At 66.5% G+C, this 23656-nt stretch carries 16 protein-coding genes and 1 pseudogene; 7 read left to right on the top strand and 10 right to left on the bottom strand.

What is annotated here, in order from left to right:
• Positions 1 to 21: 21 nt before the first annotated feature.
• Positions 22 to 465, bottom strand: coding sequence for a DUF2771 domain-containing protein (locus AC5Y5Z_RS09415; RefSeq protein ID WP_463827502.1), 444 nt, complete (start codon positions 463 to 465; stop codon positions 22 to 24).
• A gap of 35 nt (positions 466 to 500) precedes the next feature.
• Positions 501 to 2159: an MFS transporter gene (locus AC5Y5Z_RS09410; protein WP_499924963.1), complete on the bottom strand. Its 1659-nt coding sequence runs from the start codon at positions 2157 to 2159 to the stop codon at positions 501 to 503.
• Positions 2160 to 2295: 136 nt separating this feature from the next.
• Between AC5Y5Z_RS09410 and AC5Y5Z_RS09405 the strand changes: the two are divergent.
• A pseudogene (locus tag AC5Y5Z_RS09405) lies at positions 2296 to 3084 on the top strand (DUF3027 domain-containing protein); the annotation flags it as partial.
• A 176-nt stretch (positions 3085 to 3260) separates the two neighbouring features.
• Here the strand turns inward: AC5Y5Z_RS09405 and AC5Y5Z_RS09400 are convergent.
• Together AC5Y5Z_RS09400 and AC5Y5Z_RS09395 are read right to left on the bottom strand one after the other, a co-directional pair.
• Positions 3261 to 3716: an SRPBCC family protein gene (locus AC5Y5Z_RS09400; RefSeq protein ID WP_499924797.1), complete on the bottom strand. Its 456-nt coding sequence runs from the start codon at positions 3714 to 3716 to the stop codon at positions 3261 to 3263.
• A 20-nt stretch (positions 3717 to 3736) separates the two neighbouring features.
• Positions 3737 to 4006: a DUF2530 domain-containing protein gene (locus tag AC5Y5Z_RS09395; protein WP_463827329.1), complete on the bottom strand. Its 270-nt coding sequence runs from the start codon at positions 4004 to 4006 to the stop codon at positions 3737 to 3739.
• A 116-nt stretch (positions 4007 to 4122) separates the two neighbouring features.
• Between AC5Y5Z_RS09395 and AC5Y5Z_RS09390 the strand changes: the two genes are divergently transcribed.
• Genes AC5Y5Z_RS09390 through AC5Y5Z_RS09380 form a run of 3 tightly spaced genes read left to right on the top strand, consistent with a single transcriptional unit; the run spans position 4123 to position 5678 of the window.
• Entirely contained in the window at positions 4123 to 4554 is a 432-nt protein-coding gene (locus AC5Y5Z_RS09390) for an Rv0880 family HTH-type transcriptional regulator (protein WP_463827330.1), read from the top strand.
• Positions 4551 to 5387: a TrmH family RNA methyltransferase gene (locus AC5Y5Z_RS09385; protein ID WP_463827331.1), complete on the top strand. Its 837-nt coding sequence runs from the start codon at positions 4551 to 4553 to the stop codon at positions 5385 to 5387. The genes AC5Y5Z_RS09390 and AC5Y5Z_RS09385 overlap by 4 nt, the downstream gene beginning before the upstream one ends.
• Positions 5388 to 5396: 9 nt before the next feature.
• Entirely contained in the window at positions 5397 to 5678 is a 282-nt protein-coding gene (locus tag AC5Y5Z_RS09380) for a DUF2537 domain-containing protein (protein ID WP_463827332.1), read from the top strand.
• Here AC5Y5Z_RS09380 and sepH read toward each other — a convergent pair.
• Together sepH and serC are read right to left on the bottom strand one after the other, a co-directional pair.
• On the bottom strand, positions 5675 to 6460 hold the full coding sequence (gene sepH / locus AC5Y5Z_RS09375; protein WP_499924795.1) for a septation protein SepH: 786 nt from the start codon (positions 6458 to 6460) through the stop codon (positions 5675 to 5677). The genes AC5Y5Z_RS09380 and sepH overlap by 4 nt on opposite strands.
• 100 nt (positions 6461 to 6560) lie before the next feature.
• Positions 6561 to 7685, bottom strand: coding sequence for a phosphoserine transaminase (gene serC / locus AC5Y5Z_RS09370; protein WP_463827334.1), 1125 nt, complete (start codon positions 7683 to 7685; stop codon positions 6561 to 6563).
• Positions 7686 to 7889: 204 nt separating this feature from the next.
• Between serC and AC5Y5Z_RS09365 the strand changes: the two genes are divergently transcribed.
• On the top strand, positions 7890 to 8924 hold the full coding sequence (locus AC5Y5Z_RS09365) for an AurF N-oxygenase family protein (protein ID WP_463827335.1): 1035 nt from the start codon (positions 7890 to 7892) through the stop codon (positions 8922 to 8924).
• A gap of 18 nt (positions 8925 to 8942) precedes the next feature.
• The gene (locus AC5Y5Z_RS09360; protein ID WP_499924794.1) at positions 8943 to 10640 is read left to right on the top strand and encodes a 4Fe-4S binding protein; all 1698 of its coding nucleotides are present in this window, start codon (positions 8943 to 8945) and stop codon (positions 10638 to 10640) included.
• Here AC5Y5Z_RS09360 and AC5Y5Z_RS09355 read toward each other — a convergent pair.
• Together AC5Y5Z_RS09355 and AC5Y5Z_RS09350 are read right to left on the bottom strand one after the other, a co-directional pair.
• Positions 10637 to 11092, bottom strand: a complete 456-nt coding sequence (locus tag AC5Y5Z_RS09355) for a VOC family protein (RefSeq protein ID WP_499924793.1) — start codon at positions 11090 to 11092, stop codon at positions 10637 to 10639. The two genes, AC5Y5Z_RS09360 and AC5Y5Z_RS09355, sit on opposite strands and share 4 nt — an antisense overlap.
• A gap of 140 nt (positions 11093 to 11232) precedes the next feature.
• Positions 11233 to 12354 (bottom strand): citrate synthase 2, encoded by a 1122-nt coding sequence (locus AC5Y5Z_RS09350; RefSeq protein ID WP_463827338.1) that lies wholly within the window; start codon positions 12352 to 12354, stop codon positions 11233 to 11235.
• Between the two features lie 105 nt (positions 12355 to 12459).
• Between AC5Y5Z_RS09350 and pdxH the strand changes: the two genes are divergently transcribed.
• Complete coding sequence (gene pdxH / locus AC5Y5Z_RS09345; protein ID WP_463827504.1) at positions 12460 to 13086, top strand: pyridoxamine 5'-phosphate oxidase; 627 nt, start codon at positions 12460 to 12462, stop codon at positions 13084 to 13086.
• 27 nt (positions 13087 to 13113) lie between these two features.
• On the opposite strand, the gene AC5Y5Z_RS09340 is transcribed toward pdxH, so the two are convergent.
• Both AC5Y5Z_RS09340 and AC5Y5Z_RS09335 read right to left on the bottom strand, forming a co-directional pair.
• Positions 13114 to 22101, bottom strand: a complete 8988-nt coding sequence (locus AC5Y5Z_RS09340) for an ATP-binding protein (protein WP_499924791.1) — start codon at positions 22099 to 22101, stop codon at positions 13114 to 13116.
• Between the two features lie 61 nt (positions 22102 to 22162).
• Positions 22163 to 23647: a PE domain-containing protein gene (locus AC5Y5Z_RS09335; protein WP_499924790.1), complete on the bottom strand. Its 1485-nt coding sequence runs from the start codon at positions 23645 to 23647 to the stop codon at positions 22163 to 22165.
• Positions 23648 to 23656 lie beyond the last annotated feature (9 nt).

The following is a 23656-nucleotide window of genomic DNA, read 5'->3' as shown; positions in this document are numbered from 1 at the left end:
AGACATCGATCCCAAACTGCCTCAGGAGACCAGGCGGATGGACCATTCCGCATGCGGGGCCTCCCGCAGTTCCCCGTTGTCCACTACCAGCGTCAGCAGCTGCACGACCACCCCGGTCAGTTTGCCGCGCTGCGGGTCGACGGTGGGGATGGTCAGCGCCAGTCGGGTGTCGGGGCGGAACAGTGTGGTGGTGGTGTTCGTGGGGTCCTCATAGATGCGCAGCAGGCGCCAGGGTGCGCGGGAAATGGCTTCGGGCACCGACAGCTGCACCGGAAGTCGCTCGCTCACCCGCAGTTCGCCCTGGGTCTGCGGCGACTGGCAGTCGTCCAGGTTGAGCACATTGCAATACATATACGGCCCGACCCGAGTCAGGTGTCCGTTCGAATAGGCGCTGACGGTGGGGAAGTGGGGGCCCTGACGGCGCATCAGCAGAAACGTTCCGACACCTGCCCCGGCGGCCAGCATGGCCACGATTGCCAGCACTGCGACGACCCGGGGCTTCACTGCGGCATCCCTGCCGCGCCGTGACGCGTCCCTTCCTGCATCACCATCACCGGCCGGTTACCCCCGAGGCCGGGGATCAGCGAACGTCCCCGGAAACTGACGATGGTTTGCGCCAGCCCCGGAATCAGCAGGGCGCTGACCGCGGTGAACCCTACCCAGAGCTCGGTGTACACCAGCACCCCGACCGCCCCGCCCAGCACCCAGGCCAGCTGCAGGGTGGACTCCGAGCGCCCGAATCCCGATGCGCGCGACTCCTCGGGTAGATCGTGCTGCAGCGACGCGTCCAACGATGCCTTCGCGATGGCGCTCGACCCGGAGGTGACCAGGGTGGCGACGGCGGCCAGGACCAGGTTCCCGGCCACCGCGGCCACCAGCGCGAACGCGGTGACCACCACAGTGCAGCGGACCACCAGCACGGCCGGGCGGCCCAGTTCCAATCGTGCGCTGGCGAAGTTGCCGGCGAAGTTGCCCAGGGCGGCCGCAGCGCCGATCAGCCCCAGCATTCCCAGCTGCACCCATCCGTCGGCGTCGTGCGCCTTGGCGACGAACGCTGGATACAGGAACAGGAAACCGACCATCACCTTGATGGTGCAATTGCCCCACAGCGAAGTGATGATGTTGCGGCCCAACGGTTGTCGGAGTTTTCCGCCGGGCTTCTTCGCGGCTTCGGGCCAGCTGCGCCGCGCGGTGTCGCTGTCGCGGTGATAACTCAGCGTGGCGGGGACCTCACCGGCGGTCACCTCGACCCAGCTGGGGATCCGCATCGAGAGCAGCGCGCCGGCGATCGTGATCCCGACGACCACGAACAGCGCGCCGGGCAGCTTCAACAGGTGCGTACCCGCGAACTCGACGCCGGCGGCGATGGCACCGCCGGCAATGGTGCCGCCCAGCAGGCCGAATACGGTCAGGCGGGAATTGACCCGCACCAGGTCGATCGTCGGCGGCATCACCCGGGGTGTCACTGCACTGCGCAGCACGCTGAATGATTTGGAGAACACCATCATGGCCAGTGCGCAGGGGTAGAGCACCCAGGACGGGAAGCTGCCGGTGGCGCCGTCGTAGTTCATGATCAGCACCAGCGCCAGAGCGGTCCGCAGCGCGAACGACATCGCCAGCGCGACGCGCCGGCCGTGCTGCAGCTTGTCCAACGCCGGTCCGATCAGTGGTGCGATGACGGCGAACGGCGCGATGGTGATCAACAGGTACAGCGCGACTTTCGACTTGCTTTCGCCGGTGGCTGCCGCGAAGAACAAGGTGTTGGCCAGCGCTACCGCCATGGCGGAGTCGACGGCGAAGTTCGCCATCACCGGCCAGGTGAGCGCGGTCAGACCGGATTTGTCGGCGCCGTCCGCGGTGGCCGCCCGCTGCACCATCCAGTACATCCGGGACCCCATTTCGCGGCTGCGCATCGCCGCGGCACGGGTGACGGTGATGCGCTCACCGTTGGCGAAACCGCGCGACGGTTCGGGCGGGATGTCGCGTCCGGGTGGTGGTTCGGCGCCCAGCGGCGGCAGATAACGGTTGGAGCTGGGCATCGGTGGTGGGCGGCGGGGGCGGCGGGGGTCGACATCGCCCGCCGGGTAGTTCGCCATGCCGGGATGTTGCCCAGCGCCGCCCGGGTCGCTGTGGGTCCGGCGGCCCGGAGGTGGGGCCACCCGGCCCGGATGATCACGCCGCCGTCCAGACACGGTTCAATTCTGTCCTATGCGGACTGCTGGTGTAGCCAACCGGTGTGGCTGGCCGGACGTGTCTTCCGGCAGTATTAGTGCTGTGTCGCAGAGAGGGGAGAGTGTGACCGGACCCATTGAGGAGACCGGGCAAGGTGCCGGTGCCGTGACCGTGGCGGCATGGCCGGAGGACCTTGCCGGGGTGCTCACGGGTGCCGTCGATCAGGCGCGCGCCGCCGTTGCCGAGTTCAGTGGGTCAACGGCTGTCGGCGAGTACCTGGGTGTCAGCTACGAGGATCCGAACACCGCAACGCACAGCTTCCTGGCCCATCTGCCCGGCTACCAGGGCTGGCAGTGGGCTGTCGTCGTCGCCAGCTATCCCGGAGCCGACCATGCCACGATCAGCGAGGTGGTGCTGATCCCGGGACCGTCGGCGCTGCTGGCGCCGGAGTGGGTGCCGTGGGAACAACGGGTGCGACCCGGCGATCTGGGTCCGGGTGACCTGCTTGCGCCGGTCAACGACGACCCGCGACTGGTGCCCGGCTACACCGCCACCGGTGACCCGCAGTTGGACGAGGTTGCCGTCGAGCTCGGGCTGGGCAGACGCTGGTTGATGAGCCCGTGGGGTCGCGCGGATGCCGCTGAACGCTGGCATGAGGGTGACTACGGACCCGACTCGGCGATGTCGCGGTCCACCAAGCGGGTGTGCCGTGACTGCGGTTTCTTCCTGCCGTTGGCCGGGTCGCTGGGCTCGATGTTCGGCGTGTGCGGCAACGAACTGTCCGCTGACGGGCACGTCGTGGACAAGCTCTACGGGTGTGGCGCCCACTCGGACACGCCGACCCCGGCGGGCACCGGTTCGCCGCTGTACGAGCCGTTCGACGACGGCGTCCTCGAGGTATCGGAGCAGCCGGTGACCGAGCCCGCCAGCGTTGCGGCCGAGCCGGTCGTCGCCGAAGAGCCCGCCGACGCCGAGGAGCCCGTCGTGCCGCAGGAGTCAGTGCCGGACGAGCCGGTCGTACCGGAGGAGCCTGCCGGCGCTGCTGAGCCCGGTGCTGACCCGCCTGCCGCTACCGGCGACCAATCCGACTAACTTTTCTCGGCGGCGGCCTTGATCTTGGCCAGCGAGGTGTTCATACCCTCGACCAATTCCCGTTCGAAGCTGGTGTTGCCGCCGAGCAGGGCTTTGACGGTCATGCTCGAGAACGCAGATACGCCGTTCTCGGCGTGCCGACTCTCGGTGAGGCGGGTGCCCTGGCCCTGCGGCTCGAGTTCGTAGCTCCAGATGGTCCGGTTGGCATCGACCCGGAATGCCAGCCGCTGCTCCGGGACGACGTCGACGACCGTGCTGGTGGTGGGCCAGAACAACCGGTTGCGGCGATTGATGTTCAGGGTGCGGGTGCCGACGCGCAGCGGTCCGAACGGCCGCATCCACCGGCACTGGGGGCTCCACTCCGGCATCCGCTGGAAATCTGAGATCAGCTCCCATACCTTCGCCGGCGGCGCGTCGATGTCGATCTGTGCCTGCAAGAGCGGGCTGGCCATTTGTCCTCCGAGGGTGTGTCTTATTTCGGCTCGAGATACTTCTCGAGCCCGGTCTGGGCGCCGCGAGCGCCGCGTCGGGCAGCTGCCAGCTGCCACACGAAGATGCTGGTGCCCAGTACTCCCACGGCCAGGCCGGCCACGGTGATCGGTCGCCAACTCGCTACGCCGGGCACCGCGAAGGCCACACCCGCGGCAATGGCCCAGGCCAGAGCACCGGCCAGGATGACCGGCCAGACCTCGAGCAGTGCCGGTGGCAACGGCGGCGGCTGCGGATCGGTCTCGGTGCTCATCGCGTCTCAACATAACGCGTCGGGCAATCCGGACCCTGTCGAGGGTGTGGGGTCCGTCAGCGCCGGGTTCGTCGTTTCTCGTTCACGTTTCCCGGGTTCCGTTGTAACCTCGCGCTGTGCCTGACAGGGATGCGCGGTTGGCTGCCGACTTGTCGTTGGCAGTCATGCGGTTGTCACGCCAACTTCGTTTCCGGAATCCGTCGTCGCCGGTGTCGCTGTCCCAGTTGTCGGCGCTGACGACGCTGGCCAACGAGGGTGCGATGACCCCCGGTGCGCTGGCGATTCGCGAACGCGTGCGGCCCCCGTCGATGACCCGGGTCATCGCTTCGCTGGCCGACGAGGGGCTGGTGGATCGGGCCCCGCACCCGGTCGACGGTCGCCAGGTGCTGGTTTCGGTGTCCGAGTCGGGTGCCGAGCTGGTCAAAGCGGCGCGGCGGGCCCGTCAGGAGTGGCTGGCCGATCGGCTCAGCACCCTCAACGATGGCCAGAAGGACGTCCTGCGCAATGCCGCCGACCTGATGTCGGCGCTGGTCGACGAAAGCCCGTGACGGCCCCGGACGTCGACGTCCGCGACATCACCGATCCCGACGACCCACGCCTCGACGATTTCCGCGACCTGAACAGCGTGGATCGTCGTCCCGACCTGCCGACCGGTAAAGGCCTGGTGATCGCCGAAGGCGTGCTGGTGGTGCAACGGATGCTGGCCTCGCGATTCACTCCGCGCGGGTTGCTGGGCACCGATCGCCGGCTGGTCGAACTGGAAAACGATCTGGCCGGCACCGCGGCGCCCTACTACCGGGTTACCCCGGACGTCATGGCCCAGGTCGTCGGATTCCACCTCAACCGCGGCGTCCTTGCCGCTGCGGGTCGCGTCGCGGAGGCCAGCGTCGGTGACGTCGTCGAGGGCGCCCGCACGGTCGCCGTGCTCGAAGGTGTCAACGATCACGAGAATCTGGGTTCGATCTTCCGCAATGCGGCGGGCCTGGACGTCGACGCGGTGATCTTCGGCAGCGGCTGTGCCGATCCGCTCTATCGCCGCGCGGTCCGGGTCTCCATGGGGCACGCGCTGCTGGTGCCCTATGCCCGCACCGCGCAGTGGCCCGCCGACCTCGTCGGGCTGCAGGAACGCGGCTTCCGGGTGTTGGCGCTGACGCCGCACCGCGATGCTCGTCCGCTGGCCGAGGCCATGGCTGCGGTCGCCAACCAGCCGGTCGCGCTGCTGGTCGGTGCCGAGGGGCCGGGGTTGACGTCGGCAGCGCTGCGCATCGCCGACGCACGGGTGCGCATCCCGATGTCGCGCGGCACCGACTCCTTGAACGTCGCGACCGCGGCGGCACTGGCGTTCTACGAGCGGATCCGGTTGGCGCCGAGCGGGGGTTAGGCTGCCTGCATGACCGACGAATCCGTCCCGTGGGGCACGGGTTTAGGGGTGGCCGCATTTGTCGCCGCGGTCACCGGCGCCGCGATCGTGGTGCTCAGCCTCGGGTTGCTGCGGGTGCATCCGCTGCTGGCGGTGGGGCTGAACATCGTGGCGGTCGGCGGGCTGGCGCCCACGTTCTGGGGATGGCGGCGGACTCTGGTGCTGAGATGGTTCGTGCTGGGCGCGGGAACCGGTGTGGTCGGCGCCTGGTTGGCACTGATCGCGGTGACGCTGCTGGGCGGCCTGGGCTAGCGGTGCCCGCTTGATCGCACCCCGAGCAGCACATCCTCCCAGGCCGGGATGGCCGGCTTGCCCCGGCGGCTACCGGTCGGTTGGTCGGCGGGTGTCTCCGGTGCGACCGGTGCACTGGGTGCGGCCGGTTCCGGTTGCGCGGCCTCGGGGGTGGGCTCGAAGGCCAGATGCGCCACCGGCGCCAGCTGCCGCGGCTTGAAGTCGGGGTCGATGAGCTCGCTGGCCGCGTCGTCGATCGCGCTGACCACACCGCCGTGCGCCCCGGGGGTGAAGCGGAAATGCGCACGGTTGTCCGACCGTCCGGCGTGCCAGCCCAGCTGCACCGTCCAGCGGCTGTCCTCGTTGCGCCAGGCGTCCCAGCTGAGCCGGTCGGCGTTGAGGCCGCGCGCCACCAGCGCGGCGGTCACGGTCTCCAGCAGCGTCAGCACGGCGGGTCCGTCGGCCAGGATCGGGTGGGCGGCAGTTGCCAGTTCGGCAGCGCGGAAACGTTCCAGCAACACCGGGTTGGCGAATCGCTGGATCCGCGCGATGTCGGATCCCGATGCGGCAGCGACCTGTTCGACTGAGGCGCCGGCGCGGATTCGGGCCTGAATCTCCTTGGGGCTCAACATGTTCGTCACGTCGATGTCGAGCGCGGGCTGCTCGACCGGCAGCTCTTCCCCGTTCAATGCGGCCCGTAGGCGGTCGTCGGCCGGAAGTCTGAACTTCTCGGCGGAGCTGGCCCCCTCGCAGAGGACGTATTTGCCGTCGGGATCGAGCCCAACCACTTTGAGTTCCCGCATGGCTTCTCCTCGCAGGCTCCGTGCAGGTCAGCGACGGACCCGTCAGCTGCGCACTCTAGTGCGCCAGACGTCGTTAACCTCGTTGACACGCGGGCGCGGGTCAGAGCCGCTCCACAACCCAGTCGATGCAGGCGATCAGCGCACTGATGTCGTCGGGGTCGACCGCCGGAAACATCGCAATGCGCAACTGGTTGCGGCCGAGCTTGCGGTACGGCTCGGTGTCGACGATCCCGTTCGCCCGCAGCGTCTTGGCCACTGTGGTCGCGTCGATGTCGTCGACGAAGTCGATCGTGCCCACCACTTGCGACCGCAACGCCGGGTCGGCGACGAACGGAGTGGTGAACGATCGCTCCTCGGCCCAGGAGTACAACCGTTGCGAGGAGTCAGCGGTGCGCTTGACCGCCCAGTCCAGGCCGCCGTTGCCGAGCAACCAGTCGAGTTGCTCAGCCATCAGGGCGAGCGTGGCGATCGCCGGGGTGTTGTAGGTCTGGTTCTTCACGCTGTTCTCGACCGCGATCGGCAGCGACAGGAAGTCGGGCACCCAGCGACCCGAAGAGGCGATGGCTTCGACGCGGGCCAGCGCAGCCGGGCTCATGACGGCCAGCCACAGGCCGCCGTCGCTGGCGAAGTTCTTCTGCGGCGCGAAGTAGTAGGCGTCGACGTCGGTGATGTCGACCGGCAGTCCGCCCGCGCCCGAGGTGGCGTCGATGACCACCAGCGCATCTCCGGAGTCGGCGGGTCGGCGCACCGGTACCGCGACGCCCGTCGACGTCTCGTTGTGCGCCCAGGCGATCACGTCGACCGACGGGTCGGACTGAGGTTCAGGCGCGCTGCCCGGGTCCGCTTTGACGATGATCGGATCGCCGACGAACGGGTTCTTGGCGACGCCAGCGGCGAACTTCGCGCTGAACTCGCCGAAGGTGAGGTGCAGCGAGCGTTTGTCGATCAATCCGAACGCCGCGGCGTCCCAGAATGCGGTGGCGCCGCCGTTGCCCAGGATGACCTCGTACCCGTCGGGCGTGGTGAACAGTTCGGCCAGCCCGCTGCGGACCCGGCCCACCAGGTTCTTGACCGGCGCCTGGCGGTGCGAGGTGCCGAATAGGGCTGCCGCGCTGCCGGTGAGCGCTTGAAGTTGCTCGGGCCGCACCTTGGAGGGCCCGCAGCCGAACCGTCCGTCGCGTGGCTTGAGGTCGTCGGGAATCTCGAGAGAAGTCTGGTCGGCCATGGAGATCAGGGTAGTGAGCAGGGTCTGGCTCCCGACGACGCGGGGGACATAACGCCTGGTGACGGCGCTGATGTGAGCTAGCACACAGTCGCTGGGTGCAAGCGGGCTGGGCCACAGCAGGCGGATGAAGTCTGGATAATTCCCAGTACCGGCGGTACCGTATTAATTACACGTCCGAATGCAACCTCGTTGGGGAGGCTTTTCATGGCTTTGAAGGCTAGGACGCGCATGGTTCGACGTTGGCGCCGCAATATGGAGGTGCGCGACGACACGGAGTACGTGGACATGCTCGCCACACTGTCCGAGGGGTCGGTGCGGCGGAACTTCAACCCGTACACCGACATCGATTGGGAGTCACCGGAGTTCGCGGTCACCGACAACGATCCCCGGTGGATCCTCCCGGCGACGGACCCGCTGGGCCGTCACCCGTGGTACCGGGCCCAGTCCGACGAGACCAAGATCAAGATCGGCATGTGGCGTCAGGCCAACGTGGCGAAGGTGGGCCTGCACTTCGAGTCCATCCTGATCCGCGGTCTGATGACCTACACCTTCTGGGTGCCCAACGGGTCCCCGGAGTACCGGTACTGCCTGCACGAATCGGTCGAAGAGTGCAACCACACCATGATGTTCCAGGAGATGGTGAACCGGGTCGGCGCCGATGTCCCCGGCATGCCGCGCCGGCTGAAGTGGCTCTCGCCGTTCGTCCCGCTGGTGGCCGGCCCACTGCCGGTTGCCTTCTTCATCGGGGTGCTCGCCGGTGAGGAGCCCATCGACCACACCCAGAAGCAGGTGCTGCGCGAAGGCAAGGCGTTGCACCCGATCATGGAGCGGGTGATGGCCATTCACGTCGCCGAGGAAGCGCGACACATCTCGTTCGCACACGAGTTCCTGCGCCGACGGCTGCCGCACCTGACCCGCTGGCAGAAGTTCTGGGTGTCGCTGTACTTCCCGCTGACCATGCGGATTCTGTGCAACGCCATTCTTATCCCGCCCAAAGCCTTCTGGCAGGAGTTCGACATTCCGCGTTCGGTGAAGAAGGAACTGTTCTTTCGGTCGCCGGAATCGCGGAAGTGGCTGCGCGACATGTTCTCCGACGTCCGCATGCTGGCATACGACACCGGGTTGATGGAGAACCGTTCGGCCCGGCTGATGTGGCGGATCTGTAAGATCAACGGCAAGCCGTCGCGCTATCGCAGTGAGCCGCAGCGTCAGCACCTGGCCGCTGTGCCCGCTGCCTAACTGTCTGCGAGTTTGCTTATGCCGCACGTGATTACCCAGTCGTGCTGCAATGACGGGTCCTGCGTGTTCGCGTGTCCGGTCAATTGCATTCACCCGTCCCCGGACGAACCGGGCTACGCGACGTCGGAGATGCTCTACATCGACCCGGTGGCGTGCGTCGACTGTGGCGCCTGCGTCAGTGCCTGCCCGGTCGGCGCGATCGTCCCGGACAGCAAGCTCGATGTGCGGCAACTGCCGTTCGTGGCGATCAACGCGTCGTTCTATCCGGAACGCCCTGCGCATGAGAAGTTGCCGCCGACCTCGAAGCTGGCACCGGTGATCCCGGCCGCTGAGGTGCGCGCGCAGGGCAAGCCGTTGACGGTGGCCATTGTCGGGTCCGGGCCGGCGGCGATGTACGCTGCCGACGAGTTGCTGATCCAGCCGGACGTCCGGGTCAATGTGTTCGAAAAGCTGCCCACGCCTTATGGTTTGGTGCGTGCCGGGGTCGCGCCCGACCACCAGCACACCAAGAAGGTCACCAGGCTGTTCGACCGGGTGGCCGGCGATCGCCGCTTCCGGTTCTTCCTCAACGTCGAGGTCGGCACGCACGTGAGTCACGCCGAGCTGTTGGCGCACCATCACGCCGTGTTGTATGCGGTCGGTGCGCCCGACGACCGGCGGCTCGATGTAGACGGGATGGGTCTGCCGGGCACCGGCACCGCGACCGAGTTGGTCGCGTGGATCAATGGGCACCCCGAGTACACCGATCTGCCAGTCGATCTCAGCCATGAGCGGGTGTTGATCGTCGGCAACGGCAACGTCGCTCTGGATGTCGCACGGGTGCTGACCGCCGATCCGGACGATCTGGCCCACACCGATATCGCCGATCACGCGCTGAAGCGGTTCCGCAAGTCCGCGGTCCGCGAGGTGGTGATCGTGGCGCGCCGCGGACCCGCCGAATCGGCGTTCACGCTGCCGGAGCTGGTCGGGCTCACCGAGTCCTGCGATGTGGTCCTCGATCCCGACGATCATCGACGGGTGCTCGCGGACCTGGCCACGGTGTCCGACCCGTTGACCAAGGCCAAGCTGGAGATCCTCCGCACACGGGGTGACGGCTCAGCGCCGGCGTCGCGACCGCGGGTGCGGCTGGCCTATGGGCTGACGCCGCAGCGTGTGCTCGGCGAGCAGCGCGCCACCGGGATGGAGTTCCGGGTGACCGGCACCGACGAGGTCCGTCGGCTCGACGCCGGCTTGGTGCTGACGTCGATCGGCTACCGCGGCAAGCTCATTCGCGATCTGCCGTTCGACCAGGATGCCGCCGTGGTGCCCAGCGACGGCGGCCGCGTCATCGACCCCGGCACCGGCCGGCCCGTTCCGGGCGCCTACGTCGCGGGCTGGATCAAGCGCGGACCGACCGGGTTCATCGGCACCAACAAATCGTGCTCATTCCAGACCGTGCAGGCACTGGTGGCCGATTTCAATGCCGGCAAGCTGACCGACCCCGTCGCTGGACCGTCGGCACTGGACCGGCTGGTCGCTGACCGCCAACCCGACGTCGTCGACTCCGCGGGCTGGCGCGCCATCGACGCCGCCGAGGTCGCCCGCGGCGGTGAGGATGGACGTCCGCGCGCCAAGTTCACCGATGTCGCCGAGATGCTCGCCGTGGCTGCCACCGCACCGCGGGCGCGGCGGTCTCGGGTGTCCGGCCTGCTGCGGCGACTGCGCGAACGCGGCTAGCCGGCCTCCGCGGTCATCGCCTGCTGGATTTCGTCGTAGCTGACCTCCCGCACCGGCTGACCCAACGACCAGTTGTGCCCGAAGGGATCGGCGACCACGCCATAGCGGTCACCCCAGAACTGGTCGCTGAGCGGCATCACGATCGTGGCCCCGGCCTCCAGTGCCTGCTGGAACCTCGCGTCGACGTCGTTGACCGTGAGGTGGATGGTGACCGGCGTACCGCCCAGTGACTTCGGGGTCACCGACGTGCCGCTGCACATCTCCGGGAAGTCGTCGTTGAGCATCACCGTGGCGCCGTTGATCTGCACTGCGGCATGCACGAGCCGGCCGTCCGGGCCGGGCACCCGGCCGAGCTCGACGGCGTCGAAAGCCTTGACGTAGAAGTCGATCGCGGCCGCGGCGTCGTCGACGACGAGATGGGGGGACACTGCAGGTTCGACAGTGATGGCCATGTGGTCACTCCTCTGGTGGTGGGTACTGCCCGCTCGGGCTCACATGTACTGACCGGGCGGGCCGGCAGAACTCATCGCGCATCCGCGACGCTAATGCCGAGCACCGACAACTCGTCGGACTTACCAACCGCGGGCAGCGCTTATACGGTGGTGAGGACCTTGTCCCAGCCGTTCACGGAGTCGGCTCGGCGCGGCGCCGGCCCTACATAGATGGCCGACGGGCGGACCAGCTTGCCGAGTCGCTTCTGCTCGAGGATGTGGGCGCACCATCCTGCGGTGCGACCACAGGTGAACATCGCCGGCATCATGCTGGCCGGCACTTCGGCGAAGTCCAGGATGACCGCCGCCCAGAACTCGACGTTGGTCTCGATCGGGCGGTCCGGCCGACGCTCCCGCAACTCGGCCAGGGCCGCCTGCTCCAGCGCCACCGCGACGTCGTAGCGGGGTGCGTTCAGCCGCTTGGCGGTCGCCCGCAACACTCTGGCGCGCGGGTCCTCGGCGCGGTAGACCCGGTGTCCGAAACCCATCAGCTTCTCGCCGCGGTCCAGGATGCCCTTGACTAGACCGCGGGCATCATCGGTGCGCTCGACCTCTTCGATCATCGGCAGCACCCGGGCCGGCGCACCGCCGTGCAGGGGGCCGCTCATAGCGCCGATCGCACCGGACAACGCCGCTGCCACGTCGGCGCCGGTGGATGCGATCACCCGCGCGGTGAATGTCGAGGCGTTCATGCCGTGTTCGGCAGCAGACACCCAATAAGCGTCGATGGCCTCGATGTGTCGGGGATCCGGCTCGCCGCGCCACCGGGTCATGAAACGTGCTGTGACTGTTGAACACTCGTCGATGAGGCGCTGCGGGACCGCCGGCACGTAAATGCCGCGACCGGACTGCGCGACGTAGGACAGCGCCATCACCGATGCGCGGGCCAACTGGTCGCGAGCGGTCGGCTCGTTGGTGTCCAGCAGCGGCTTGTACCCCCAGATGGGCGCCAGCATGGCCAGGCCGGCCTGCACGTCGACCCGCACGTCACCGGTGTGGATCGGCAACGGGAACGGCTCGGCCGGGGGCAGTCCGTGGCCGAATTCACCGTCGACCAGCAACGCCCAGACGTCGCCGAAGTGGACCCCCTGGCCCACCAGATCCTCGATGTCGACGCCGCGGTAGCGCAGCGATCCTCCGTCTTTGTCCGGCTCGGCGATCTTGGTCGTGAAGGCCACGACGCCTTCCAGACCTGGGACGAAATCTTCTGGAACCACAGTCATGGGCAGATTCTTGCACTACTGGCCTGGGCGGTTCCTACCGGCCGGTAACAACGTCCGAGTAGCGTTGGGACGGTGACAGAATCAGACCGGCAGTCGCTGGCCGGGATGCGGGTGGAGTACGGGTCCGCCGAGAAGGACGGCAGCCCTGACCTGGATGCGGACTGGCTTGCCGAGGGCTGGCTTGCCTTGTTCCGCAGGTGGATGGACGACGCGTGGCAGGCCGGGGTTGCCGAGGCCAATGCCATGGTGGTGGCCACCGTCGCCGAGGGCCGCCCGGTGACCCGGACGGTGCTGTGCAAGAACGCCGACGAGAGCGGGATCAGTTTCTACACCAACTACGACTCGGCGAAAGGGACCGAGCTGGCGACGACGCCCTACGCGTCGGCGACCTTCCCGTGGTATCTGCTGGGACGGCAGGTTCATATCCGCGGGCCGGTCAGCAAGGTCGCGCCGCAGACCACCGCCGATTACTGGTCCAAGCGGCCGCGCGGGTCACAGCTGGGCGCCTGGGCGTCGCACCAGTCGAAGCCCATCGCCTCGCGCGCCGCACTGCTCGACCAACTAGCGGAAGTGACAGCGCGATTCGCCGACACCGAGCACATCCCGGTGCCGCCGAACTGGGGCGGCTACCTGATCGCGCCCCAGGTGGTGGAGTTCTGGCAAGGGCGAGAAGACCGGGTGCACAACAGGATTCGGATCTCCGGCGGCGTCGTGGAGCGGTTGCAGCCCTGACCCGGTGAACTGCGAACCGGATCGGTGTCATTCGCGCGGCGGATTTTCGCCGAGTGGTGTGCCCCGCGAGAGTTCATCGAACTTTGCCAGCGCTCGGTCCAGGTCTGCCTCGTCGAACATCTCACAACGGCAGAGTAGGTCGCCTTCAACCATGAAGATGTCGCTAATGCGCCACTCGGCCTCGAAGCCCGCAGCCGAAGTCCCGCTGGCGACGTGAGTGACGACCGCGCCGTTCTCAGTCAACCGATGAACCGTCTCGACGTAGATGCGGTTGTGCGCCGTTTCATTCAACGCAGCGCGAAGGTAAGCCTTGAGGTCACCAGGCCCGACCGGCGCCAGGTTGCGGTGGTCAATATCCACGAAATCGTCTGCTGTCGCCGGAATTTCGCGCCGATTGAGTGATTCGTACGCCCGAGTGAGGACTGACCACGCGTGAGCGTGTGCGGCGGCTTCGCCTGCCAGGTAGCGGGCATCCAGTTCGGCGACGGCGGCCTCGAGGTCGTCGACGTCGAAGGTGATCAACGCGGAAACCCGCTCGTCGATGGTGATCTCGATGACGCTGAGTGCCTCGGTGAGGTCAGCCTCGGGTCCTGGTGCGCGGTCGGTGAATCTGTTGCGTACGAGGAGCAGACGTTCGCCACGCGTCGCTATCGCTGTTGACGCTACATTTGTGAGGGACAGGTCGGCGACGGCTTGCACGTCTGCCATCTGGGCATCCCGGCCCTGCCGTATTCCCGAACCCACCAACCGACGGCGATCGTCGCTCACGAAGTTGTCGGCAAGCATGTCCGCCATGGCGTTCCGGTCGCCAGCTGCGTGACTCGCGACGAAGCGCTCAGCCACTCGGTGTGCGGCGTTATGCGGTTCTTGCGCCCGTGCGTGCAATTCGTCGAACTTCGCGAGAGCGACGTCGAGGTCAGCCTCATCGAACAGCTCACAACGGTGCACACGGTCGCCGCTGACCTGCAGAAGCTGAATCATTCGCCACTCAGCACTGAAGCCGTCCGGCGATGTCCCGCAGGCGGTGTGGGTGACAACGGCTCCGAGGCTGCCGAGTCGATGCACCGACTCGACGTATATCTCCATGTTGGGCGTGAGGTCCCACCCGCTACGGATATACGCATTCAGATCATCCCCTTCGAACGTGCTGTGGACCCGGTGATCGATGGTCACGCAACGCGACAGCCCCGGAGAGATCTTGTGTTTGTTGAGCGCGGCATAACCTGTGACGATCACCGACCAAGTGTGCGCGTGGGCAGCAGCTTCGCCGGCGATGAATCGCGCTTCGAGTTCCGCTGTTGCAGCGGCCATATCGTCACCATCGATGATGACGACGGCGGCAACTTGGTCGTCCGCGTTGAGCTCGACGACCTGCAGTGCGTCGAGCTGGATCTCAGCGCGCTCGGTCCCTGAGGCACGAATGCGGGTGAGGACAAGACGGTCTCCGCGGGTGGCGATGATCGGAGCCGCGATGTCAGTCAGTAATCCGACCTCGACGCCGACTCGAAGATCTTCGATTGCGGCGTCCTGACCGTGTCGAACATTGGCATTGACGACCGTGCGGCGGTCTTCGTTGCAGTAGTCGTCAGCGAACATGTTCGCCGTGGCGTCCCAGTGGACCGCGATCTCAGCGATCGTCTTCATATCGCGCATTCCGGCATCCCGACCGCGGATGGTCCCGGCGCCCACCATTCGACGTCGATCGTCGTGGGCATAGTCAACGGATAGTGTCGCGGCCACCGCATCCCAGTTGCGAGCGGCACAGTACGCCCAGAGCCGTCCGTTCACCCGGCTGGCCGAGTTTTCGAGGCGCCATGCGGGGCGGTGCAATTCCGCGAACCGAGCCAGCGCCGCCTTCAGGTCTGTTTCGTCGAAAAGCTCACAGCGATTCACCTTGTCGCCCTCGACCGTCGACAGGGCAACTTCTCGCCATTCTGCTTCAAAGCCCGCAGGTGAGTTTCCGTGTGCCACATAAGTCACGACCGCACCCAGTTCGTTGAGCTGATGTACAGCCACGATATGAGGCCGGATTGGTCGGTCGAGATCCCAACCCTTGCTGGTGTATTCACTCAACTCGCCGGAAGCGAACGCGGCCCCCCGGCGGTGGTCGACACTTGCGCAGTCGGCGGTCAGCGTGGGCAGCTCACCGCGTCTGACGGAGGCATAGGTACCGGAGATGGTCTGCCACACAAGTGCGTAAGAAGCTGCGTCCCCGGCGAGGTATCGGGAGTCGAGTTCGGCCACCGCCGCATCGAAGTCGTTAGCATCGAATACGACCGCTGCCTTCGCCCGGCCTTTGTGCATCTGAATAAGCTGTAGCACATCGTATTTCACAGTCTCAGCATCACGTCCGGTGATTTCAACGCGTAGTAGGGCGAGGTCATTGCCGCGAGTCGCAACCACACCGCGGATCGTGAATGCCATACCGACGTCCGCAGCCGCCCGCATATCCTGGATCTCGGCCTCTTGACCATGGCGGATCCCGGCGTTCACCACACGCCGACGATCGTCGATGTAAAAGTCCTCCGTAAGGGATTGCGGCAGGACCTGCCACGCACGGGCTGCGAATGCTGCCAAATAGCGCCTAAGCGCGCGGCTGGCTGCGTTCTCCAGTTGCGGTGCGGGACGGCATAGCTCATCGAATTCGGCCAGCGCGGCGTCAAGGTCCACCTCGTCGAAAATCTCACAGCGGCTGATCAAGTCACCGTCGACGGTGAATAGGGTGACCTCTCGCCACTCGACGTCGAAGCCGGCCTGCGACGTCCCATACGTTGCCTGGGTGAGGACCGCGCCGAAGTCACCCAGGCGATGCACCGCATGGGCGTAGATCTTGGCTTGTGGCGTGAGTTCCCAGGTGGCGCGGACGTAGGGGAAGAGCTCACCGGGCGAGAATGCTCGTGCTCGGCGGTGGTCGATATTCACCCAGTTCGGTGTCACCGAGGGGAGCTCGTGTCTATTGAACGCGGCGAAGTTGCGGGCGATCACTGACCACGTATTTGCGTGGGTGGCCGCTTCGCCGGCCAGATATCGTGCGTCGAGTTCGGCGACGGCGGCGTCGATGTCGTCGAGGTCGAAGAACACGGCGGCGATGATCCGGTCGTCGCCGTCGATCTCCAGAATGCCGAGCACCTCGGTGAGAAACCCCGGTGCCTCATCGTCGCGGCGCGAGAAGCAAAGGCGATCGAGGACGAGATGCTCGCCGCGAGTGGCAATGACGGTTGGTGTGACACTCGACGACCACAGCTCGGCGACCACCCGCATGCTCGCTAGCTGCGCCTCTCGGCCGACCTGAACTGCGTTGCCCACAACTCGGCGTCGATCATCGTTGGCGAAATCGTCAGCCAGCAGCCGCTCTATTGCGTCCCAATCACCCGCGGCGAAGAGCGTCAGGAAGCGCTCACCCATTCGGCTCGCGGCATTTTCCAGGCGTCGGAGCGGCCGATGGACCAGTTGATCGAAGCGTGCCAGTGCGGCGTCGAGGTCGTCCGCGTCGAAGACCTCGCAGCGGTTGACCAGGTCACCGTCGAAGGTAATGACGCTGACAACCCGCCATTCGGCCTGGAATCCCCCTGGGGTGGTCTCACGCGAAATGTGCGTCACGACCGCACCGGCGTCGGTCAACCGATCTACCGTCGCGACGAAATAGGTAATGTCCGAGGCGAGGTTCCTAGTGACTTCGAGAAGGGCGGTCATCTCACCGGGCGCGATCGATGTTCCGCTCCGGTGGTCGATGTTGACCCAATCTTCAGTCGTCGCGAACAGTTCCCGTCGATTGAGTGCGGCGAAACCTCGCCTGACCGCCGACCAGACCTGCGCGTGGCGGGCCGCTTCACCCGCCAGGTAGCGCTTATCGAGCTCAGCGAGTGCGGAATCGAAGTCGTCGAGGTCGAACACGACCCGTGCCGAGAACTTGCCCTCGGCATTGACCTCCAGCACGTCGAGAACGTCGGTGTGGAACGCCGCCGGTGACCGGACGCGTCCCCACGTCTGCGCCCGGCTGAGCGCCAGGCGATTTCCACGCGTAGCAATGACATCCGAAGTCATCGCTCTCACACCGATTTCGGTGAGACTGACAATCTCGGTGACCAGGGCATCGCGGCCGGATCGGGTGCCGGAGTTCAACGCCCGTCTCCGATCGTCGGAAGAACAATCGTCGGCCATGAGATCGGACAGCGCGTCCCAGTCGCGGGCGGCGAAGAGCACCTCGATGCGCTCATGCATTGCGCTGGCCGCGTTTTCGGATAGCCGAACTGGTCGGTCTAACTGTTTGAATCTTTCGTCTGCGGCGACAAGGTCGATCTCGTCGAAGACCTCGCAACGCCTGATCATCTCGCCATCCACGAGTAGCAGTGCAATGCCTCGCCATTCGGCATTGAGACCCTCTCGCGAGGTCTCCTGCGCCGCGTAGGTGATTACTGCACCGTCGTTGCTCAGCGAATGCACCTCCTGGACATAGATATTGATGTCCTGCTCGAAGTCCTTCCCGGCGCCGAAGTAGTCGATCAGGTCACCGGGTCCGAACGCCGCCTCCACTCGGTGGTCGACGTTGATCCAATCTGCTGTCGTCGGTGGTGCCTGGTGGCAGTTGAGTGCGTTGCATGCCGCCGCGATTACCGACCAGGTGTGCGCGTACCGTGCCGCTGCCCCGGCGAGATACCGCGCGTCGAGCTCGGCGGTGGCGCTGCGGAAGTCGTCGAGGTCAAACACGGTGCGTGCCGACACCCGCTCGTCGGCGTCGATCTCGACGACGGCGAGGACGTCGATGCCGAACGCGTCCGGTTCGTCGTCGCGGAACGCGGATCGGACGCGATTGAGTACCAGGCGCTCACCCCGGGTGGCGATGGTGTCGGTCGTCATTCTCTTGACTGCCGGAGCGGTTATCACAATCTCGGCCATCACGGCGTCGCGGCCTTGACGGAGTCCGGAGCCGATGACCTTCCGGCGATCGTCCTGGGTGATGTCATCAGCCAACGAATCTGCAACCGATGGCAGGTCACCGGCTAGCAGATATGAGTTGATACAACGACATACGCGAGCAGCAGCGGTTTCCGGCCCTGGCTGCGGTTCTACGAGTTCAATGTGGGCGGGACGGCTCTCGACGACTACCTGGGGCGCAAACACTTGGTCCGCGTCGTCCCAAGCTTCACGATCGACAGCGTCCGCGACTCGGCGTGCGACGCGTACGCATTCGTTGTCAGGCTCGCTGCCCGATGCTTCAAGTGCTCCCAAGGCCGACGAGGGGTCACGAATCCCGAGCGGTTGCCGAGCCGTCTCGACAAGTGCTACAGCGCCTTTCCGTTCGTACAGGCCGACCGCTCGTTCGGCGGCAGATCGCGCTCCTGCGACATCACCGGCGACGCTCAGAACCCTCGCCAACGTCAGGCATGCATCGCCGTGGTCGACCAGCGCGTCGGTGCGTTCGGCCAGCGTCACCGCGCTCTCAGCCATCCGCCGGGCCTCGTCGTGCTCACCGTCGCGTGACAATAGGTGCGCCCGCAACGTCCGCCACGCGATCGACGCCTTCAGCGCATGCCCGGCCAGGCGCTCACTCTCGCGGCACAATTCATCTGCTTCGGCCTCTCGGCCGAGTGCCAGGCAGGTGCGACCGAGCAGTGCGGCGGTTTCGGCGGTGTCAGCTTCCAAACGCATACGGCGAAAACCATTGTAAGCCTTACGAAAGAGTGGCTCGGCCGCGCCGGGTTCGTCGGCAACGAGTTCGATGATGCCGGCGAACTGTTCGACTTCACACAGGGCGTGACGCAAGCCGAGCTCGGTGACCGCGCGTCGGGCCGAGTCGATCATTCGCCGCGCGGCGGCAGCGCGGCCGCGGAACGCCTCCAACACGGCCTGACACTGTGTCGAGGTGGCCTCGACCGCAGGCGAGTCGGTGGTGATGCGCAGCAGCCGCACCACATCGAGGCACCGTCCGCCCGCCCGTGGAACCGGGTTGGGGCCCCACAACGCGGCCAGCGGCGCTCCCGCTAACACGGCATTCACCCGTCGGTGCTCACGGGCGCGCCGCGCGGCGTTCAGCGCGTTGTCCAAGGCGACTTCGCAGTCCGCGATGCGCCCGAGCCGGGCCAGACACCCGGCCCGCACGGTGTGGGCGTTGGCCTCACCGGCGGCGTCGTCCAGGCCGGCCAGCCTCTCGGCAGCAGCACCCAGCGCGGCTTCGACCTCATCCAGCCGCTCAGGGTGTATCAGCATCGACAATTGGCCGTCGAAACACGTCGCCCAGGCCGCTAGTCGAGCTGAATCTGTTGTCGCCGATTGCAATTGAGATACCGCACCCGCCGCCGATGTGACATCGCCGGCAGCCAGCAGGGCCTCACACCGCGCCACCAGCAGCGTGGCAACCTGGTCGTCTCGGTCGGGAAGTTCGTCGTCAATCTCCTCGAGCGCGTGTAGCGCATGGTCGTACAGGTCGGCCGCACCTTCGTAGGCCAGCCGGGTCATCGCCTGGTCCGCGGCCCGCCGGCAGTACTCGACCGCCTTGGCTGCGTTTCCCGCCCAGGCGCATTCGAAGTAGTGGTGCGCCAACTCCGCCAGCAGTTCATCGTCACCCCCGGCCTGGCTTTCCAAGGTCACCGCGATGCGCTGGTGCAGCCGCATGCGTCGTACCGACGCCAGCTCGGCCAGCAACGACTGCCGGACCAGGGCATGGTTGAACCGGTAGTGGCCGCCGGTTTCCTCGATGACGATGCCGGCCTTGGATGCTTCGTCGAACGCGTCGATGAGATCGTCGCCGACCACGTGTTCCACCAGATCCAACGCGAACCGGCTGCCGACGACCGCCGCCGCCGACAGCGCCTTATTCGTTTCCATCGAGAGCCGGGAAAGCCTGCGGCTCACAGCTTCTCGCACTCCCTGAGGCAGCGTGCTCTGATCCCACACGCCACCGCTCTCGTCGACGTGCCGCAGCGCCTCGATCAGAAAGAACGGGTTGCCGCCGGTGACGGAGGCCAGCGCATGGGCGAGTTCCTCGTCGTCGTAGCCGGCTTCCGCGACGTAGGCGGTCACGTCGTTCTCGTCGAGCCCGGCGAGATTCAGCCGGCTGGCGGTGCCATCGCGGTGCAGATCGGCCAGCATGGCCGCCAACGGATGCGAGCGGTCCAGGTCGGTGCTGCGGTAGGTTCCCACGATCTGGACGCGGGCGTGGTCGCCGAAGCGCAGCAGGTGCCGCAGCAGCAGCAATGTCGGTTTGGCCGCCCAATGCAGATCGTCGAGAATCAGGACGACCGGCGCTGCGGCGGAAGCGATTTCGAGTAGCGCGACAACGGCGTCGAACAGTGCGTAGCGTTCGGTGTCCGGGTCCGCCCGGGGCGGGGCAGCCAGATCGGCCATGACGTCGGGCAGTCCGGGTACCAACGGCAGCAGTGCCTCAACACCGCGCAAACCGCGCAGCCGCCGCGCGCCGACGCACGGCACCAGTGCGCGTAGTGCTTCGGCGAACGGCTGGTAGGGCGCGCCAAGGTCCTCGTCGCACCGCCCGTAGAGCACGACCGCACCTTCTGCATGTGCGCGTTGGGACCATTCGCCGGCCAGGCGGGTCTTGCCGACACCCGGTTCACCGGCGATCAACACCGCATGCGTGGCGTGGGTCGGCCACGCGGAGACGAGTTGCTCGAATTCCGGGCCACGGCCCACGAACGGTCCGGGCCCGATCAACACTGCAGGCAGAGCGGGACGCTGGAGCGGCGTCACCGCAGGTTCGGGAGTGCTGGTATCGGCGTCGAACCGCAACTCGAAAACATGCTCGGGACGCGCCAGGTTCTTCAGTTGCCGCATGCCCAGGTCGGCGAGCGACACGTCGTCGGCCAGCGTGTCTATGACGAGCTCGGCGACCGCACCCGAACACAGGATCTGCCCGCCCGCGGCCAACGACCGCAGTCGCGCTGCTCGGTTGACCGCCCTGCCGAAGTAGTCGCCGTCGCGAAGCTCGACCTCGCCGGTGTGCAGCGCGATCCGGATGCGCATCGGCTCAGCCAGCGCCCAGGGCTCCCGCGCGATCGCCTCTTGCATCTCGATGGCAGCGGCGGCGGCTGCTGACGGCCGGTCGAAGACCGAAAAGGTTGCGTCACCCTCGCCACGGGTCTTGATCAGCCGTCCACCGCGTGATGTGACGACCTGTTCGATCAACTCGTCGTGGCGGGCCAGCGCTGTCGCCATGGCGGCGGCATCTGCTTCCCAGGCTGCGGTCGATCCCTCGATGTCGGTGAGCAGAAAGGTCACAGCCCGCATCACCGACGAAACCTGTTGGGCGGCTGGGATATCCAGCGATGAGTCCTGAGCGACGATGGCCGCTTCGAGTCGGCGCAGCTCCGGGCCGGGGTCGACGCCCAGTTCGTCGGCCAGCAACGACCGGGCGCGCTGATACGCGCCTAGGGCCTCTCCCTGGCGGCCGGCACGGTAGAGGGCGAGCATCAGCTGGCACCATCGCTTTTCCCGCAGCGGTGCCTCGGCGACTGCCGCCTCCAGGTCGCCGACCACCTCCGCGGCGCGACCGGTCGCGAGCAGCGCGTCCGCCCGATCCTCGACCAGCGCGGAGTGACCCTCCAGCCACCGCGTCTTTTCCGACAAGCCGCGCCGGCCGTCGGGCAGCTCGGGGACACCGCGCCACAGGCCCAGCGCTTCCTCGAACAGGACCACCGCTTGGCGGCTGTCGCCGGCGGCCGCGGCGTCGCGACCTCGTCGGGCGGCCGATGTGTAAGTCGCGGCGTCGACCGCCGCTTCGGCGAGCTTCCAGCCCGCCCCTTCGGTGAGCACGAAACCGTCGCCCAAGGCGCGGCGCAGGGCAGAGATGTGGGTCTGCAGAGCCTTGGCGGCGGTGCGGGGCGGAGCGGTGCCCCAGAGCAACTCGATCAGCGTGTCCGCAGGAACGACCGAGCCGTTGCGCAGGCCCAGCATGGTGAGCAGGGCGCGCGGCTTGGCGCCCGGGATCATGACGGGAGTACCGCCCTGCCGGACCTGCAGAGGCCCCAAAACCCCCAGTTCCACGCCTTGAAGGGTAGTCATGTTGACCATCGTCGGTAAGACGATTCAACGCGCGGTCAAGGTCGGGTAAAGGATCGCCAATCTAGAGGCGGGCCAGGTTGAACAGTCCCGCCAGCCCGGTGCCGAAGTTCAACAGGCCCGAGGTGAAGCCGCTGTAGTAGCCGGCGGGCTTGCCGGAAATTGCGGCAGTGAAGGCGGTGTTGAAGAATCCGGACATCCGGCCGTCGACGTCCGACCCGCCGGTGGCCAGGTTGGAGATGCCCGACACGCCGTTGTTCGCGGCGGCGCTGCCCCTGGCGGTGTTGAGCAGGCCCGACATCTGGTCGCCGGTGTTACCGATGCCCGAGACATTCGTGCCCGTGTTGTTGAAGCCCGAATTGATCAGGCCGGTATTGATCGCGGATCCGACGCCGGTGTTGACGTTTCCCGAATTCCAGAAGCCGGTATTAGTGTCACCCGAATTCCCGTTACCGGTGTTGTAGCTGCCCGCATTCCAGAAACCGGTGTCGGCGAAACCCGAGTTACCGGCACCGGTGTTGTAGCCGCCGGAGTTTCCGATCCCGGTGTTGATGAGTCCCGATTGACCGATGCCCGTGTTGAGGGCACCCGAGTTGCCGATGCCGAAATTGCCCCCGCCGGAGTTCCCGATGCCGAAATTGCTGTGGGGACCCGGAAGTTCCCCCATGTTGGTACCGGAGTTGAAGATGCCGACGTTGCCGCTACCCGAATTGAAGAATCCGATGTTGTTGGTCCCGGAGTTTCCGAAACCTATATTGCCGCTGCCCGAGTTCAGCAGTCCGGCGAGGTTGATTCCGACCTGGTTGTCGCCCCGCAGCCCGATACCGATGTTGTTGTTGCCGGAGTTGCCGAAGCCGAGATTGTTGTTTCCCGTGTTCCCGCCGCCGATATTGAAATTCCCGGTATTGCCGCCGCCCCGGTTTCCGGTGCCGGTGTTGCCGATGCCGACGTTATCGTGGCCGGTGTTGCCCATCCCGACGTTGTGACTGCCCGGCCCATAGCTCGAGGACCCTATATTGCCGAAACCGAAATTGTCGTCACCGAGATTTCCCATGCCGACGTTTCGGCTGCCGAGGTTGCCGCTGCCGAAGTTGGCGTTGCCGTTGTTTCCGCTGCCGATGTTCTGGCTGCCCTTGTTCCCGATCCCGAAGTTGCCGTCGCCGGTGTTGCCGTTGCCGAGGTTGCCGGTGCCCTTGTTGCCCAGGCCCAGATTGGCCAGCAACTGTTGCAGGGTCTCCTGCACGCTCGCCGCCGGTAGCTGTTGGGCGGCCGCGGCTTCGGCCGCCGCGTACTGCCCCGCCCCCACGTTCATCAGTTGCACGAACTGGTCGTGAAAGGCTGCTGCGCGAGCGCTGATCGCCTGGTATTGCCGGCCGTGGGTGGAAAACAGCGCGGCGACGGCCGCTGACACCTCATCGGCGCCCGCGGACAGCAGCGCCGTCGTCTGGGCCGTCGCACCCGTGCTGGCGATGCGCAGCACGTCATTGATCCTGGCCAAATCCGTTGCAGCCGATGACATTAGCTCGGTTGACGTGATTACAAACGACATGTCGGTACC

It is taken from the genome of Mycobacterium sp. NGS29 (genome assembly GCF_059812965.1).
The sequence above is the reverse complement of the archived record's forward strand: the minus strand, read 5'-3'. Positions and strand labels throughout refer to the sequence as shown.